Below are 16,275 nucleotides of genomic sequence, written 5' to 3'. Positions count from 1 at the left end.
TTGAGGTATGGGTATACTCCAGTGTATCGCCGAGAATAACGCCACTGCCTGCAGCAGAACCGTTATTCAAAAGGGTTTCTGTTCTACGAAGACCCGAAGGAACAAGTCACCATGTTTAAACGTTGTCTCTCCCCGCTTACGCTGGTCAACCAGGTGGCGCTGATTGTTTTATTGTCTACTGCCATCGGCGTGGCAGGTATGGCTGTCTCCGGTTGGCTGGTTCAGGGCGTTCAGGGTAGCGCCCATGCAATTAACAAAGCCGGCTCGCTGCGTATGCAGAGTTATCGTCTGCTGGCGGCGGTACCCCTGGAAGCCGACGATCAACCGCTACTGGATGAAATGGAGAAAACGGCGTTTAGTCCAGAGTTAACGCGAGCCGCACAGCGCGATGGACAACAGGCGCAGTTAAAAGCATTACAGGATTACTGGCACACTGAGCTGGCGCCAGGGCTTGCCCACGCGCAAACGCCTGATGCGGTAGCGCAAGATGTAACGCGCTTTGTCGTTGGGCTGGATAAGCTGGTTACCGCCTTCGACCATACCACCGAATTACGCATTGAACGCGTCGTCCTGCTACATCGCCTGATGGCGGCATTTATGGCCTTACTGCTGGTCTTCACCATTATCTGGCTACGCGTACGTCTGCTGGAACCATGGAAACAGCTATTGGCGATGGCGCGAGCCGTCAGCCAACGTGATTTTACCCAACGTGCACATATCAGCGGGCGTAATGAGATGGCGGCTCTGGGCTCGGCGCTGAATAATATGTCGGAAGAGCTGGCTGAAAGTTATGCGGTACTGGAACAGCGGGTGCAAGAGAAAACGGCCGGGCTGGAGCATAAAAATCAGATCCTCTCTTTTCTGTGGCAAGCCAACCGCCGCCTGCATTCTCAGGTGCCGTTGTGCGAACGCCTCTCTCCGGTGCTGAACGGCCTGCAGAATTTGACCCTGCTACATGATATTGAGCTGCGGGTTTATGATCTGGAGGATGAAGATAATCATCAGGAATTTACCTGTCAGTCCAATGTCAGTTGCGATGAGAAAGGATGTCATCTGTGCCCACGCGGTACGTTGCCCGCGATAGACGGTGGTATCACGCTGAAATGGCGGCTGACCGACGCGCATACCCAGTATGGTATCCTGCTCGCTACGTTGCCGAACGGACGCCATCTCAGCCACGATCAGCAACAACTGGTCGATACCCTGGTTGAGCAACTGACCGCGACACTGGCGCTCGACAGACATCAGGAACGCCAGCAGCAGTTGATCGTGATGGAAGAGCGTGCCACCATTGCGCGCGAACTCCATGATTCTATTGCACAATCGCTTTCATGTATGAAGATGCAGGTTAGCTGTTTGCAGATGCAGGGCGATGCGCTGCCCGAGAATAGCCGCGAACTGCTTAGCCAGATTCGTAATGAACTGAACGCCTCGTGGGCGCAACTGCGTGAGCTGTTAACGACCTTCCGTTTACAGCTCACTGAACCCGGATTGCGACCCGCGCTGGAAGCCAGCTGTCAGGAATACAGCGCCCGCTTTGGTTTTGCGGTTAAGCTGGATTATCAGTTGCCGCCGCGCCTGGTCCCTTCGCATCAGGCGATTCACTTATTACAAATTGCTCGTGAAGCCCTGAGCAATGCCCTGAAGCACTCCCATGCTGATGAAGTCGTCGTGACGGTGGTGCAAAATGGCAAACAGATCAAACTCACAGTACAAGATAACGGCTGCGGCGTACCGGAAAACGCCGAACGCAGTAACCACTACGGCATGATAATAATGCGCGACCGTGCGCAAAGCTTGCGCGGCGATTGCCGAGTACGTCGTCGTGAGACAGGCGGTACTGAAGTTACTGTCACTTTTATTCCCGAAACAAACTTCACAGAAGTCCAAGGAGATACCCATGAGTAATCTGGAACCGGCAACCATCCTGTTGATCGACGATCATCCGATGCTGCGAACCGGTGTAAAACAGCTTGTCAGCATGGCGCAGGATATCACCGTTGTTGGTGAAGCCAGCAATGGCGAACAGGGTATCGAGCTGGCTGAATCTCTTGATCCCGATCTGATCCTGCTTGATCTCAACATGCCCGGCATGAACGGTCTGGAAACCCTCGACAAGCTGCGTGAAAAGTCCCTGTCTGGCCGCATCGTGGTGTTTAGCGTATCCAATCATGAAGAAGATGTCGTTACCGCACTGAAACGCGGCGCGGATGGTTACCTGCTGAAAGATATGGAGCCGGAAGATTTACTGAAAGCATTACAGCAGGCCGCCGCCGGTGAAATGGTACTGAGCGAAGCCTTAACGCCGGTTCTGGCCGCCAGCCTGCGCGCCAACCGCGCAACGTCTGACCGTGATGTCACCCAGTTGACGCCGCGCGAGCGCGATATTCTCAAGCTTATCGCCCAGGGCCTGCCCAACAAGATGATTGCCCGCCGTCTTGACATCACCGAAAGCACGGTTAAAGTTCATGTGAAGCATATGCTGAAGAAAATGAAGCTCAAATCACGCGTAGAAGCGGCGGTTTGGGTGCATCAGGAACGCATTTTCTGATAACGAAGTCGTGCATCATGGTTAACGAGGATCATTTGCCGAAACGCTGAAAAACGGTTCGGTCAGTGATAGCGTGATCTCATTGGAAGAGACACGCTGGCCCAGTTCATCCTCTACCACTACCGACAGCCGCCAGCGGTTTGTCGCCCCTTCTCTACTGTCCCACTTCGGCATAATAATCGTCCAGCCCTGTGCGCTGCGGGTACTGCTGCCAGCGGTTAAGCTCAGCGCCTGAGTATCGCCCTGCCATGCAAGATGGCGAATCCCATGCAGGCTGCGCACTTGTACCTTCAGCGCCACCGTTTCTCCCGGCTTGAGATCCCAGGGCGGCGTAGCCAAAAATACCGACAGGGTTTTACGCTGGCGATACTCCAGCGTCGGCAAACTATTCCGCTGCGGATCGTCATAACGACTGCCGCGCAGCGAGCGGCTGTTCGCCACCTCGCTGACCATCAGCTGTTTTTTTAACGGAACGCCGAAACGATAATTCAGCGTTAATCCGAGGTTATTCTGACTGACGCCATTTTCACCCTGCTTATGCTGCGCAGTCATCGTAATCAGCGGCACCGGCGTATAGCTCAGCCCGAGGTTCACCGCTACCGGATTGTGATACCCGGTTCCTGAATGAAACAGATCCACCCGGTCGCCAAAATACTGTTCAACGCTGACGCTGGTATTGAGATGTTGATAGAACGGCATCCGCATTTGCGCGGTCAGGTCGTAGCCGCGGGCCATCCGTTGTTCCTGTGTGATGGAACGATTCTGCCAGGAGGAAAACGGCTGGTAGTAGTTAGCAGATAAACGTAAATACTCGCCCCACGCTTCTGCACCTAAGCCGCCCCGGGGCAGATTTTCATCCAACAGATTGTCATAAAACGTGTTGTAACCCAGTAGCCAGCCGTCATGTACCCAGCGCTGCCCAATTCCCGCATTGCTGACTAAGCCCTCATCCTGTTGCGTTAAGCCTAACTGGCTCCAGGTAAGATAGCGCTGATTGTCCTGCCACGGAATAAACCAACTTCCCCGGCTGCCGGTAAAGCTGCCCTCTTTATCAACCTGCAACCCGACGCTGGCATTTCCCCAGGGAGAGAGCCAGGATTCCAGTTGTTGATTCACCTGTTCGCTGACCGTGTCACGTACCTGACCAAACGCGAACTGCTTCGCCTGCTCGCCGGTATCAAGGCCGTTATCGGTCATACTGGCTTCACCGAATGCTTTCACCATTTCGGCGAAATGCTTTTCGCCTGCCCGCGATTCCGGCGCCATACCGAGATCGGGCAAGCCATCGCTATTGTTATCGAATGGGTTTTCAGCCTGGTGAATAAAAGAGGATTGTGCGCTGGCAGTACCCCCTGCCAGTGGCAAGAGTGCAAATACGGCGAGAGGGAAATAAATAATACGGCTCAAATCGTTAGTTATTTCTTAAATCAATTAATCAGGCACACTTAACCTAAACCATAACGTCTTCAGCAATTAATTGCAGCCTTTATCCCCGTTTTCGGGATTTTCTGACCCGAATAATCAGGGGTAGCCACATGCTTTCTTTTCGATATCTGGTACAGGGAGTACCATACACGCCAGGAATTATCCCTCCCATCCGACAACAGGAGTCAAAATGCAAAAGATAGTGATCGTCGCGAACGGTGCGGCCTATGGAAGCGAATCGTTATTTAACAGCCTGCGTCTGGCCATCGCCTTGCGTGAACAAGAAGCCTGTCTCGATCTGCGTCTGTTTTTAATGTCGGATGCGGTTACGGCGGGATTACGCGGTCAGAAACCGGCGGAAGGATACAACATTCAGCAAATGCTGGAGATCCTGACAGCGCAAAACGTTCCGGTAAAACTGTGCAAAACCTGCACTGATGGCCGTGGGATCACCGACCTGCCTTTAATTGATGGCGTCGCCGTGGGCACGCTGCCAGAACTGGCGCAATGGACGCTGGATGCAGATAAAGTATTGACCTTCTGACAGCGCCTTACAGGCACGCGCACTGAAAGTGCCGGAAATTTCCGGATTTTATCTTAGATGGGCGCGGTTTCGTTGAACGTTAGCACGCCCTTTCAACCGTCTTGAGGAATTTTGTCACTTTTGTTTAATCGTTATGCCATTTTTTGATCAAAATCAGCATCCTGTTGCTCCCCCTTTGGTGTTATGCAATGAGTGAAATGTGAACAACATCACGCAGCACTTTCGACAGAAAGTACGTTGTTTTCAAGAACGGGGTGAAAAATGGCATTAGTGAAGGCGAGTTTAAAGTTATTTGGTGGCGATACGGTGGTTGTGCGCTGTTCCGAGCGCTGTCACATCCATCTGATGAGCGAGAAAAATCACGTCAAAGACACGCAGTCCGACATCTTAAGCGTGCAGGACCGTGATAACGCATGGTTGACCGTACCTTATACCGGCGTCTGGAACGTGCTGATCGACAGCCACAGTCAGTCGCTTGAGCATTCGATAAGTTTTATTGCAGCGTAATCGTGAAATGCCCGATAAGCACCTGGCTGTCGGGCACACAACACTCCGCCGACGCTATGCAAAACCTGGTCGTATAATCCCTTCCGGCAGGTTCTCTCCCAACAACCGTTTGACCGTAATCACCAGATCGTTAAGACAATCATCCTGCATTCCCAGCTTCACCAGTTCTTGTTCCAGCGAGAACAGATACTGGGCATTAGTGCCTAAAGGTCCGCTGGCCGCAGCGATAAGCGGCGCTATCACCTGCGCGCGTGTATCCGACTCAAACAGCGGATGGCGCGGATCCATAATAAAGACCAGCGCGTTTACCGTCCGTCCGTCATCCAGCGCCAACTGACACCAGGTCGGCAGGTAGCAACCGGTGATCATTTCACGCTTCCACAGCAGAGAAAGCTCTTGCTCCAGCGATGCGTCTGGTAAGCGATAAGCCACACCGGTAGTGCGTCCACCCTCTTTCAGGGCCAGCATCCGTCCCGGCTGACAGGCCGTTCCTCGCCCCGCCGTCAGACGCAGGCAAAATGCACGGTGCCAACCGACCAATGTTCCGGTACAGGACTCTTCAAATTCTAAGGCCGGGTTCCACATCAACGATCCATAACCGAAGATCCACACCGGTCCATCATCTGGTCGGCAAGCAAGCGTGGCGGCCAGTGAGGCTGCCCGTTGTTCCGCTGACCAGAGTAGTGATTCTTCAATAGCGCCAAACGCCGTCTTACAGTCGGCATTCAATAAAAAATCACGCGTTAACACCTTACACCTCCGCCACTGCAGCTTCCCTGCGACAACTTTTTTGACGCCTTCCGGGCATTTTTACTGCTCATTTTGAAACCAATAGCTGGACAATAGGCAATTCACCGCTCGCTTGCAAGCCAGTAACGGCGCGGCGTAGCACGATTCGCTAACGGATGACTCAGGCTAGTTTATAAAGGCATTATAATTGATACCGTTACGTCTTTTTATGCCATTTATCATCATCACCTTTTTGATAATCATTTTTCACCGCCGCCCACGCCACCTTGTGCGCTGTCTCTTCGCGAGTGGCATCATCGCGACGGTCAGATTTATCTTTATACTGTTCCCAGGCGCTGTTAAAGGCTTCTTTATAGATGTCCTGAGCATGGGATGGCAGAACATGCTGTACGCTGTCAGGCAGATCGCTTTTTGATTTATAGGGCATTGTGAACTCCTCTTTTTGGGCTAAACCTTAAGTGTGGTTAACAATGCTGCGATGCGCCAATAATGAACATTTTTAAATTACTTCCTCATCTAACCTTCTGTTAATTAAATACTCTATAAACAAGACGTTTGTTTTTGGCCACTTAAAGATGGAAAATAAGCGATGCGGTAAAATTTCGTAAAATGTCACCTGCAAAACCGCTTTTTCTGTTATTTTTTACATTCTTTAATACTTTTATAATTATAAATACCTGCAGAGATGGAGAATTAACTTAATGACACAACTACATGAGGCGGTAAAAACCCGCCACAAGGAGACCTCTCTCGTCTTCCCGATTTTGGCGCTGGTAGTACTGTTCTTATGGGGGAGCAGTCAGTCACTACCAGTGGTCATCGGTATTAATGCGCTGGCCCTTGTTGGTATATTAAGCAGCGCATTCAGCGTTGTCCGTCATGCGGACGTATTAGCACATCGACTTGGCGAACCCTACGGCTCGCTGATCCTCAGTCTGTCAGTTGTTATTCTTGAAGTCAGTTTAATTTCCGCATTAATGGCGACCGGCGATGCCGCGCCTACGCTAATGCGCGACACGCTGTATTCGATCATTATGATCGTCACCGGCGGTTTAGTCGGTTTCTCATTACTGCTGGGCGGCCGCAAATTTGCCACTCAGTATATGAACCTGTTTGGTATTAAGCAGTATTTAATCGCCCTGTTTCCACTGGCCATTATTGTGCTGGTGTTTCCAATGGCGTTACCGGGAGCCAATTTTACTACTGCGCAGGCGCTACTGGTGGCGCTCATTTCTGCGGCAATGTACGGCGTCTTCTTGTTGATTCAAACAAAAACGCACCAGAGCCTGTTCATTTACGAGCATGAAGATGAGGGTGACGACGACGATCCGCATCACGGTAAGCCGTCAGCGCACAGCAATATATGGCACGCCGCCTGGCTCATCATTCACCTGATCGCTGTTATCGCCGTCACCAAGATGAACGCCAGTCCACTGGAAACCTTGCTGACTGAACTCAATGCGCCCGTGGCATTTACCGGTTTCCTGGTGGCGCTGTTGATCCTCTCGCCTGAAGGGCTGGGGGCGCTGAAAGCGGTGCTGAACAATCAGGTACAGCGGGCGATGAATTTGTTCTTCGGTTCAGTATTAGCCACTATTTCACTCACCGTACCGGTAGTGACGCTGATAGCGTGGGCAACAGGAAATGATTTGGTGTTTGCTTTGGGCGCGCCAGAGATGATTGTCATGGTCTCGTCGCTGGTACTGTGCCACATCTCTTTCTCCACCGGACGAACCAATGTGCTTAACGGCGCCGCGCATCTGGCGCTATTTGTCGCCTATCTGATGACGATATTTGCCTGATAACTAGTTTGGCGGGATCCACGGCCCTTTACAGGGCCGTTTTCTTTTAGCGCGTTTATTGCTCCGGATAAACCTGTTGGCCATCGACAAACGTTAATAACGATTCCGTTTGATGCAGTTTGTCTGGCGCAATAGCCATAATATCTTGATTCAGCACCGCAAAATCGGCGAGCTTACCTGCTTGCAAACTTCCTCTTTGCTGCTCAGCAAAAGCCAGCCAGGCGGCATTTCGGGTATACATTTTTAACGCATCTTCCCGACTTAACTGGCGGGTGTCATGGCGTACTGAGCCGTCGAGCGCTTTACCTGTGACATGATATTCAATGGCATGCCACACTCCCGCAACGCCAATCCGCGTCGCATCTGTACCGCCGGCAACGATTACCCCCTGCTCTAACGCGGGTTGCACTGGCGATGATAGCGCCGCCACCGTTTTACCATTTGCGCGTTCAATGGCGGGAGATTCAAAATATGGCCCCATCTGGACAGAGTAGGCTAAACCGAGTTTCTTCATGCGGGCAATCGTTTCGGGCGTACCGGTATTAAGATGCGCAATAGACCAGCGCAACGGCGCAATATCATGCGATTTAGCCACCTCGCTAATGACATCTAAAATCGCATCCGCACTGTCATCGGTATAAGCATGTATTTCAACGGCAACACCTTCTTTGGCGGCAAGCTGAAGCACCTTTAATTGTTCTTGTTGGGACTCTGCTGGGGATGTGAACCCAGATGACATCCGCACGCCATCATTCATTGCCATCACCAGGCTTTCACCGAAGCCCAGAAAGGCTATTCTGCCGTCATCATGCATTGCCGGGCGAAACGCCAGGCGTTGTTTAAACCATTCCGTTTCATTACCAGGCGGTGCGGATAAACGATATCCAACGCGTATCCTGAGAGGTTGCTGCTGCTGAAGTTTAAAGAAATCACGATAAGCTTGCTCATGCCCGGCAGAAGGATCGATAAACCCGACCACGCCGCGTTTATTTAAATAACGTACAAAGGCGTTAAGGTTCTTTTCCACATCGCCAGTCTGGCTAATCTGGGCGAAAAGCTGGTTAAAACTGCCAATGGTCCCGCGCAATTTCCCCGTTGCCAGCCCTTTATCATCGCGTTCTATCACGATCCCTGTCGGAACATCCGGCTGTGGACTATTAAGTTTTAGGGTCTCGATAGCCTTTTGATTTAACAGCGCATAGTCATAAAGGCTTTGTATATATGCAGGATGATGAGGCAGCGCCTGATTCAGTTCCTGAACCGTCGGATCCCGCTTTTCAGCAAATTGTTCAGGTATCCATGAACCCGCCACCGCCACCCATTGCTCAGCGTCTTTCTTTGCCGCAGATTGCGACAGTTTATTTAACGCATCGGGTAAATTTTTAGTATCAAACCAGTAGGTTTCAAATAAAAATGTCCTTCCCCCCCGAATGCCATGCAGATGCGCATCAATTAACCCCGGAATAACGGTTTGCCCCGTAAGATTAATTTCCTTCGTGTTCGGTCCGGACCATTTTTTCACCGTTTCATTATTACCCACCGCAATAATATGCCGCCCTTTTACAGCCAGCGCCTGCGCGTTGGGTTGTTGTTCATCCATGGTAATCAACTTGCCGTTATACAAAATAACGTCGGCCTTGTCCTGAGAATGCGCCAGAAATGAAATTCCTATCAGAATTGCGGCCAACGCTACGTTGCGCATAGCCGGAGGAGGAGTATTAAAGCAAAGTCCCAGTTTACCCATCATATTTATCTACCTTTTCATGTGATGAAAATCAGGAAAGCTGATGCAGCACCGCCTGGCTGGCGATGTGTGCGCTGGATAGCAAACGTTCGAGCGTATGCCCACAACGGGCTTTTCCCGACAGACCAAGCATCGTGGTACTGATGTAATCGGTCAGGCTATCAGCCACTTCGGGATGGCGCTGTGCAATAAAGTCATGAATTTTATGTTCTGCAACCGAGTAGAAAGCCCGGGCCACCTGCCGCGCCTGCGGATCGCTGCTATGCGTGCCCTCCAGAACCAAACAACCAGGCGCATGCGGATCCGCGGCATAGCGTCGCGCCGCCTCTTCAAGCAACGCAGCAAGGCTTTCGGCAACCGGTCTGTCAGAACGCAAAATGTCATCAAACGGGATCGCATCAGTTTGTACATAGCGACCAAGCACGCGTTCATAAAGACCGATTTTGTTCCCAAAAGCGGCATAAAAACTGGGGGGTTTGATGTTCAGGGCCTGCGTAACATCCGCTACGCTCACAGCGTCGTATCCATGTGCGTGAAATAAGGGCTGTACTTTGGCAACAGCCAGTTCCGGATCAAAATTACGTGGTCGGCCTGGGGCGCGCGAACATTTTGTAGTGCTCATTACAAATCCATTGACAGAAAACCATGCACCCATTATATATCGATCACTACATAATTGTTCAAGGAGTATCTCATGTCCCCATTTAACGGCAAATCAGTTCTGGTTCTTGGCGGAAGTCGGGGGATTGGCGCGGCTATTGTGCGCCGTTTCGCCGCAGATGGCGCAGCGGTTACCTTTACCTATTCAGGCTCCGCAGACGCTGCAAAAGCGCTTGCGGATGAAACAGGTTCCCACATGACGCAAACCGATAGCGCCGATCGCGATGCCGTCATTAACCGGGTACGGGAAAGCGGCCCGCTGGATGTGTTAGTGGTGAATGCAGGAATTGTGCTGTTCGGCGACCCGCTGGAGCAGGATCCCGATGACGTTGAGCGCCTGTTCCGCATTAATATCCACGCGCCCTGGTACGCGGCAGTAGAAGCGGCACGACAAATGCCTGACGGCGGGCGGATTATCATTATTGGTTCAGTGAACGGCGATCGTATGCCAATTGCCGGTATGGCTTCCTACGCGTTAAGCAAATCTGCTCTGCAAGGCCTGGCAAGAGGGCTGGCCCGTGATTTCGGCGCGCGTGGCATTACAGTCAACGTAGTGCAACCGGGTCCCATTGATACTGACGCTAATCCAGCAGAAGGTCCATTGAAAGAGCTGATGCACAGCTTTATGGCGCTAAAACGACACGGTCGACCAGAAGAAGTGGCCGGAATGGTTGCCTGGCTGGCTGGTCCGGAGGCCGGGTTTGTGACGGGAGCTATGCATACAATTGATGGGGCGTTTGGCGCCTGACAGTAATAACAGGCCGGAGACAAGTGCCCCGGCCTGTTCAACTGTCTTAGTTCTCAGTATCGAGCTCGTCGAAGCTTTTCACCAGGTCATCAATCGCTTTGATCTGCGTGAGGAACTGTTCCAGTTTCGCCAGCGGCAGTGCGGATGGACCATCGCATTTAGCATTGGCTGGATCCGGATGCGCTTCAATAAACAGGCCTGCCAGACCTACCGCCATGCCCGCGCGCGCCAGTTCAGTCACCTGACCACGACGGCCGCCGCTTGCGGCGCCAAACGGGTCGCGGCACTGCAGTGCATGGGTGACGTCGAAAATCACCGGCGAATTGCCAGAGACCTTTTTCATCACGCTAAAGCCCAGCATATCCACAACCAGGTTGTCATAACCGAAGTTCGCGCCACGGTCACACAGGATAACCTTATCGTTACCGCCTTCATGGAATTTATCCACGATATTACCCATCTGACCCGGACTTACGAACTGCGGTTTTTTCACGTTGATAACGGCACCGGTTTTCGCCATCGCTTCCACCAGATCGGTCTGGCGAGCGAGGAATGCCGGCAGCTGAATCACATCCACCACGTCAGCAACAGGCTGTGCCTGGCTGGCTTCGTGAACGTCGGTGATCACTTTTACGCCAAAAGTTTGCTTCAGCTCCTGGAAGATTTTCATCCCTTCTTCAAGGCCCGGTCCACGGTAAGAGTGGATGGAAGAACGGTTGGCTTTATCAAAGGAGGCTTTGAACACGTAAGGGATACCCAGTTTTTGAGTAACGGTTACGTAGTGCTCACAAATGCGCATCGCCAGATCGCGGGATTCCAGCACGTTCATTCCGCCAAACAGCACGAACGGCAGGTCATTTGCCACGTTGATGTCGCCAATGCTAACCACTTTTTGTTTCATAGGATCGCCTTAAACGGTAGGTAAAGTGTCATTAATCAATGCAATACAATTTGTTTGTGCGAAATGGTATTAATCTGCGCACGAATCATTTCGCTGATCGGGTCTTCCGGACACTGCTCAACGAAATAACTTAAATCTGTCAGCGCAACATGTTCACACTCCAGTTGCGCATATATCAATCCCCGATCGCGTATTTCATACGGGTCTTCAGGATTAAACTGTAATAATGCTTCACTGGCTCGCAGCGCCAGTTCCATTTGCCGCTCTTCCATCAGCGATGATTTCAACGTGTCGAGCAGTTTGCGGATCACTTCTGCGTTATCCGCTTCATCCAGATCTTCATTAAACAGTTCCGCGACCGGGCTGATGTTCCCCTTCAGCCACACTTCCAGCGTGTGTTCATTTAACGTTTCGCCATTGAACGGATTGATTAGCCACATTTCGCCATCAAGCGATTCAATGCGCAGGATGAGTTGTGTCGGGAAAATCACCGGTACCAGCGGCAGATCCAGTCGGTTGGCAATCCATAATAAGATCGCGCCCAACGACACCGCACTGCCCTGACGATTTTTCAGAACCTGGTCGAGCCATAGTGCATCAGAAAGACGATAGACGCCGTGGGTATCCGTAAACCCCCATTCGCCGTAAAAAAGTGCCAGCAGTTTTTCCAGTTGCTCATCCTGAGACAGGAGCTGGCTAATTTCTTCTTGCGCCAGACTGACCAGACGTTCCAGTTCGTCATAGACAGTTTGTGTTGGAAAATCCAGACGGATAGACTCCGACGCCAGGATCATCCCATCACACAATGGCGCTTTATTAAATTCGAAATCAGCTAACGACCTCATGACTTACCCCAGTAACGGTATTTTTGTGGTGGCGAGTTTAATGATGATGTACAGCACCACCAACGCCAGCGGAAATGCGACTAATCGCGCCTGCTGGCTGCGCGCCCGACGGTAATCGAGCGCAATAAAACCCAAAACGATGTAAATGATAACCCCAAACAGCTTTTCAGTCAGCCATGTCCCTTGTTCGGTGAATGGCAGGATGTGCGTTTTAATCATTAACGCCACGCCGCTGACTAATAAAACGGTATCCACCACCGGCGGCACAATGCGCGTCCAGCGGGCACGGGCTAGACGCGCGTCGGTGTAACGCCACCAAAAACGCAGCGTCAGCAGACTAACGGAAAACGCAATGCTGATGAGATGAACGTTGAGTAACACACTGATGGTACTCATGATGGGATGCGTCCAAGCGTAATTCGCTCGTTGCCGCCATAATCACGGCAGGTTTCAACCGCCAGATAACCCGCGCGCGTAAAGGCATCGCGCACGGCCTCACCCTGCTGCCAGCCATGTTCCAGCAACAGATAGCCGCCTGGCGTTAACACGTGCTGAGACCGATCGATAATATGTACGATATCCGCCAGTCCCTGATCGCCCGCCACCAGCGCCGACAGCGGCTCAAAGCGCACATCGCCCTGCGCCAGATGCGGATCCTGTTCGTCGATGTACGGCGGATTGCTGACAATCATGTCAAACTGCTGCCCCTGCAAAGCGCTAAACCAGTCGCTTTGCAGCACGCGAACATTGTCGATAGCCAGGTGCTGCGTATTACGCATAGCCAGCGCCACGGCATCCGGCATCCGATCAACCGCCGTCACCGCGCAATCCGGACGCTCGGTTGCCAGCGCCAGGGCAATCGCGCCCGTACCGGTCCCCAGATCGAGAATGCGACATGCACAGGCTGGCAAGCGAGCCAGCGCCTGCTCCACCAGACACTCGGTATCCGGACGCGGAATCAGCGTGGCTGGCGATACAAACAGCGGCAGCGACCAAAACTCGCGAACGCCGGTTAAGTGCGCCACCGGCTCGCCCCGCTGACGCCGCTCCAGTAATGTGTCGAGCTGCTGATGCTGCGCCTCGGTTAACAGCGTTTCACCGAAAGCCAGAATAAAGGTGCGCCCCTTTCCGGTAACGAACTCGAGTAAAATCTCGGCGTCACGGCGCGGGCTTTCGCTTGCCTGTAATTGGCTTATCGCTTCACGCAGCCAGTGCTGATAGTCCATTAATCCTGCTCGGACAATGCCGCCAGTTGATCGGCCTGGTATTCCTGGACAATCGGCTCAATGAGCATATCCAGTTTACCTTCCATCGCTTCATCCAGACGGTAGAGCGTCAGGTTAATGCGGTGATCGGTCACGCGCCCCTGCGGGAAGTTATAGGTGCGGTTGCGATCGCTGCGATCGCCGCTGCCCAGCAGGTTGCGACGCTCAGAGGCTTCCGCCTGTTGACGCCTTGCCACTTCGGCCGCACGAATGCGCGCCCCCAGCACCGACATCGCTTTCGCTTTGTTTTTATGCTGTGAACGTTCGTCCTGACATTCCACCACGATGCCGGTTGGCAAGTGGGTAATACGGATTGCGGAGTCGGTGGTGTTAACGTGCTGGCCCCCTGCGCCTGATGAGCGGAAGGTATCAATACGCAGATCGGCCGGGTTGATGTCCGGCAGTTCAGCATCCGGCAGTTCCGGCATGACCGCGACCGTACAGGCAGAGGTGTGAATTCGTCCCTGTGATTCCGTCGCCGGTACGCGCTGCACGCGATGACCGCCGGACTCAAATTTCAGTCGGCCATAAACGCCTTCGCCGCTAATCTTGGCAATGACTTCTTTAAATCCGCCATGCTCGCCTTCGCTGGCGCTCATGATCTCAACCCGCCAGCGACGCGCTTCAGCGTAACGGCTGTACATACGGAACAGATCGCCGGCAAACAGCGCCGCTTCATCACCACCGGTTCCCGCGCGCACTTCGAGGAAGGCGTTACGTTCATCATCAGGATCTTTCGGTAACAGCAGAACCTGCAGGTGTTGTTCCAGCTGTTCACATTTCTCTTTTGCTTCGCGCAGTTCATCCTGCGCCATTTCACGCATTTCAGGATCGTCGAGCATCATCTGAGCCGTCTCGATATCTTCCTGAACCTGTTGCCAGTCCGTAAAACAGCGCGATACATCGCTTAATTGGGCATATTCGCGCGACAGTGCACGAAAACGTTCCTGGTCTGCGATAGTACCCGCATCGCCGAGCAGCGCCTGAACTTCTTCATGGCGTTCATGCAGGGCTTCCAGTTTGGCAACGATAGAAGGCTTCATAGGCGTAAATGCACCCTGTAAAAATAAGATTGGTGTGCTGCTACTCCAGCCCGAGGCTGTCGCGCAGAATATTCAGGCGTTCACTATCCCCGTCACGGGCGGCCTGTTGAAGTGATTTGGTTGGTGCATGGATCAGGCGGTTAGTCAGTTTCCAGGCAAGATCCTGCATAATGGCTTGCGCATCACCGCCCTGTTGAAGGGCGGCCAACGCTTTGGCGGTCAGTTCATCACGGATCTGTTCTGACTGACTGCGATACTCGCGGATAGTGTCGCTTGCGCCCTGGGCACGCAGCCAGGCCATAAACTCACTGGTTTCCTGCGCTACAATCGTTTCGGCTTCCACAGCAGCCGCTTTGCGCTGCGCCAGGTTATGCGAAATGATGCTTTGCAGATCGTCAACGCTGTACAAGTAGGCGTTGGACAATTTGCCCACTTCCGGCTCGACATCGCGCGGTACGGCGATATCCACCAGCAACATAGGCTGGTTGCGACGGTTTTTAAGCGCACGCTCTACCATTCCTTTACCGATAATCGGCAGCGGACTGGCGGTTGAACTGATAATAATATCGGCATCCTGCAAGCGGGCGTCGATATCGCTCAATGAAATCACTTCGGCGCCGACTTCATTCGCCAGCACCTGCGCGCGTTCACGCGTACGGTTGGCGATGATCATATTCTTCACTTTGTGTTCGCGCAAATGACGCGCGACCAGCTCGATGGTCTCGCCTGCGCCGACTAACAGCACGGTTACCGTGGAGAGCGATTCAAAGATCTGCCGCGCCAGCGTACAGGCGGCAAAAGCCACGGAAACAGCGCTGGCGCCGATATCGGTTTCGGTACGGACACGTTTAGCGACAGAGAACGATTTCTGGAACATGCGCTCCAGCGCACTGGCGTTCTGGTGGCCTTTCTGCGAATCCGCAAAGGCTTTTTTCACCTGTCCCAAAATCTGCGGCTCGCCAAGCACCAGCGAATCCAGACCACTGGCAACACGCATCAGATGGCTGACGGCGTCATTGTCCTGGTGCCAGTACAGGCTATTGCGCAGATCTTCTTCATTAAGATTATGGTATTCGCACAACCAGCGAATCAGCGCTTCTTGCAGGTTATCCTGCTCTTCCACGCTGAGGTAAATCTCTGTGCGGTTACATGTCGACAGCACTACCCCGCCCTGCACCATTGGCAGCGCTTGCAGGCTGTCCAGCGCCTGATCGAGCGTATCCGGCGAAAACGTTACGCGTTCTCGCAGCGATACAGGTGCCGTTTTATGGTTAATACCAAGCGCTAAAAGGGTCATGTGAGCGGGAATAGTACCAGCGTTGATAAGGTTAGACTGGGTGCATCATACAGGATGCGTGCGGTCAATAAAAGAGACAGCCCCCTTTTGGAGTAATAGCTTAGCGCACAAATTTAAGCGATTTAAGATAACTTGAACGTAGACGATGTCAGATGGTGGCGCTAGCATTGAGAGTTATAACTGCAACGTATCT

General features: G+C 52.6%; 17 protein-coding genes. 6 read left to right on the top strand and 11 right to left on the bottom strand.

Annotated features, from left to right (window positions below):
* The first annotated feature begins 111 nt into the window (after positions 1-111).
* Entirely contained in the window at positions 112-1,908 is a 1,797-nt protein-coding gene (gene narX / locus FDX09_RS21530; protein WP_042307964.1) for a nitrate/nitrite two-component system sensor histidine kinase NarX, read from the top strand.
* Positions 1,901-2,551, top strand: a complete 651-nt coding sequence (narL, locus tag FDX09_RS21525; RefSeq protein WP_038641125.1) for a two-component system response regulator NarL — start codon at positions 1,901-1,903, stop codon at positions 2,549-2,551. The genes narX and narL overlap by 8 nt, the downstream gene beginning before the upstream one ends.
* A 21-nt stretch (positions 2,552-2,572) precedes the next feature.
* Here narL and FDX09_RS21520 read toward each other — a convergent pair whose 3' ends face one another.
* Complete coding sequence (locus tag FDX09_RS21520; protein WP_249360044.1) at positions 2,573-3,916, bottom strand: YchO/YchP family invasin; 1,344 nt, start codon at positions 3,914-3,916, stop codon at positions 2,573-2,575.
* Between the two features lie 250 nt (positions 3,917-4,166).
* Here FDX09_RS21520 and FDX09_RS21515 point away from each other — a divergent pair, with 250 nt between their 5' ends.
* Both FDX09_RS21515 and FDX09_RS21510 read left to right on the top strand, forming a co-directional pair.
* A complete protein-coding gene (locus tag FDX09_RS21515) occupies positions 4,167-4,520 on the top strand; it encodes a DsrE/DsrF/TusD sulfur relay family protein (protein ID WP_038641128.1) in 354 nt (117 codons plus the stop codon).
* 261 nt (positions 4,521-4,781) lie between these two features.
* Positions 4,782-5,027 (top strand): DUF1883 domain-containing protein, encoded by a 246-nt coding sequence (locus tag FDX09_RS21510; RefSeq protein WP_038641131.1) that lies wholly within the window; start codon positions 4,782-4,784, stop codon positions 5,025-5,027.
* Between the two features lie 54 nt (positions 5,028-5,081).
* Here FDX09_RS21510 and FDX09_RS21505 read toward each other — a convergent pair whose 3' ends face one another.
* Both FDX09_RS21505 and chaB read right to left on the bottom strand, forming a co-directional pair.
* Positions 5,082-5,777, bottom strand: a complete 696-nt coding sequence (locus tag FDX09_RS21505) for a gamma-glutamylcyclotransferase (RefSeq protein ID WP_038641133.1) — start codon at positions 5,775-5,777, stop codon at positions 5,082-5,084.
* 196 nt (positions 5,778-5,973) lie between these two features.
* Positions 5,974-6,204, bottom strand: coding sequence for a putative cation transport regulator ChaB (gene chaB / locus FDX09_RS21500; RefSeq protein WP_038641135.1), 231 nt, complete (start codon positions 6,202-6,204; stop codon positions 5,974-5,976).
* A gap of 274 nt (positions 6,205-6,478) precedes the next feature.
* On the opposite strand from chaB, the gene chaA reads away from it, so the two are divergent.
* Positions 6,479-7,579: a sodium-potassium/proton antiporter ChaA gene (gene chaA / locus FDX09_RS21495; RefSeq protein ID WP_038641137.1), complete on the top strand. Its 1,101-nt coding sequence runs from the start codon at positions 6,479-6,481 to the stop codon at positions 7,577-7,579.
* Between the two features lie 55 nt (positions 7,580-7,634).
* Here the strand turns inward: chaA and FDX09_RS21490 are convergent, their stop codons facing one another.
* Positions 7,635-9,326, bottom strand: coding sequence for an amidohydrolase (locus FDX09_RS21490; RefSeq protein ID WP_137347841.1), 1,692 nt, complete (start codon positions 9,324-9,326; stop codon positions 7,635-7,637).
* Between the two features lie 28 nt (positions 9,327-9,354).
* On the bottom strand, positions 9,355-9,945 hold the full coding sequence (locus FDX09_RS21485; RefSeq protein WP_137347840.1) for a TetR/AcrR family transcriptional regulator: 591 nt from the start codon (positions 9,943-9,945) through the stop codon (positions 9,355-9,357).
* Positions 9,946-10,017: 72 nt separating this feature from the next.
* Between FDX09_RS21485 and bdcA the strand changes: the two genes are divergently transcribed.
* A complete protein-coding gene (bdcA, locus tag FDX09_RS21480; RefSeq protein ID WP_085048084.1) occupies positions 10,018-10,731 on the top strand; it encodes an SDR family oxidoreductase in 714 nt (237 codons plus the stop codon).
* 46 nt (positions 10,732-10,777) lie between these two features.
* Here the strand turns inward: bdcA and kdsA are convergent, their stop codons facing one another.
* From kdsA to hemA, 6 genes are read right to left on the bottom strand one after another with little or no spacing between them, the layout of a single operon-like run.
* A complete protein-coding gene (kdsA, locus tag FDX09_RS21475; RefSeq protein WP_038641145.1) occupies positions 10,778-11,632 on the bottom strand; it encodes a 3-deoxy-8-phosphooctulonate synthase in 855 nt (284 codons plus the stop codon).
* Positions 11,633-11,667: 35 nt separating this feature from the next.
* Positions 11,668-12,477, bottom strand: a complete 810-nt coding sequence (sirB1, locus tag FDX09_RS21470; protein ID WP_006684256.1) for an invasion regulator SirB1 — start codon at positions 12,475-12,477, stop codon at positions 11,668-11,670.
* A gap of 3 nt (positions 12,478-12,480) precedes the next feature.
* Positions 12,481-12,873 carry an invasion regulator SirB2 gene (gene sirB2, locus FDX09_RS21465; protein WP_085048083.1) on the bottom strand — a complete coding sequence of 131 codons (393 nt, stop codon included), beginning with the start codon at positions 12,871-12,873 and terminating at the stop codon, positions 12,481-12,483.
* Complete coding sequence (gene prmC / locus FDX09_RS21460) at positions 12,870-13,703, bottom strand: peptide chain release factor N(5)-glutamine methyltransferase (RefSeq protein WP_137347839.1); 834 nt, start codon at positions 13,701-13,703, stop codon at positions 12,870-12,872. Before prmC ends, sirB2 begins: the two co-directional genes overlap by 4 nt.
* On the bottom strand, positions 13,703-14,785 hold the full coding sequence (prfA, locus tag FDX09_RS21455) for a peptide chain release factor 1 (protein WP_038641152.1): 1,083 nt from the start codon (positions 14,783-14,785) through the stop codon (positions 13,703-13,705). Before prfA ends, prmC begins: the two co-directional genes overlap by 1 nt.
* A 40-nt stretch (positions 14,786-14,825) precedes the next feature.
* Positions 14,826-16,082, bottom strand: coding sequence for a glutamyl-tRNA reductase (gene hemA / locus FDX09_RS21450; protein WP_121529130.1), 1,257 nt, complete (start codon positions 16,080-16,082; stop codon positions 14,826-14,828).
* Positions 16,083-16,275: the final 193 nt, after the last annotated feature.

This window comes from Citrobacter sp. wls717, from assembly GCF_005280955.1.
Lineage (GTDB): Bacteria > Pseudomonadota > Gammaproteobacteria > Enterobacterales > Enterobacteriaceae > Citrobacter > Citrobacter werkmanii.
Note: the sequence above shows the minus strand (reverse complement) of the source record. Positions and strands in the feature narration are given on the sequence as shown.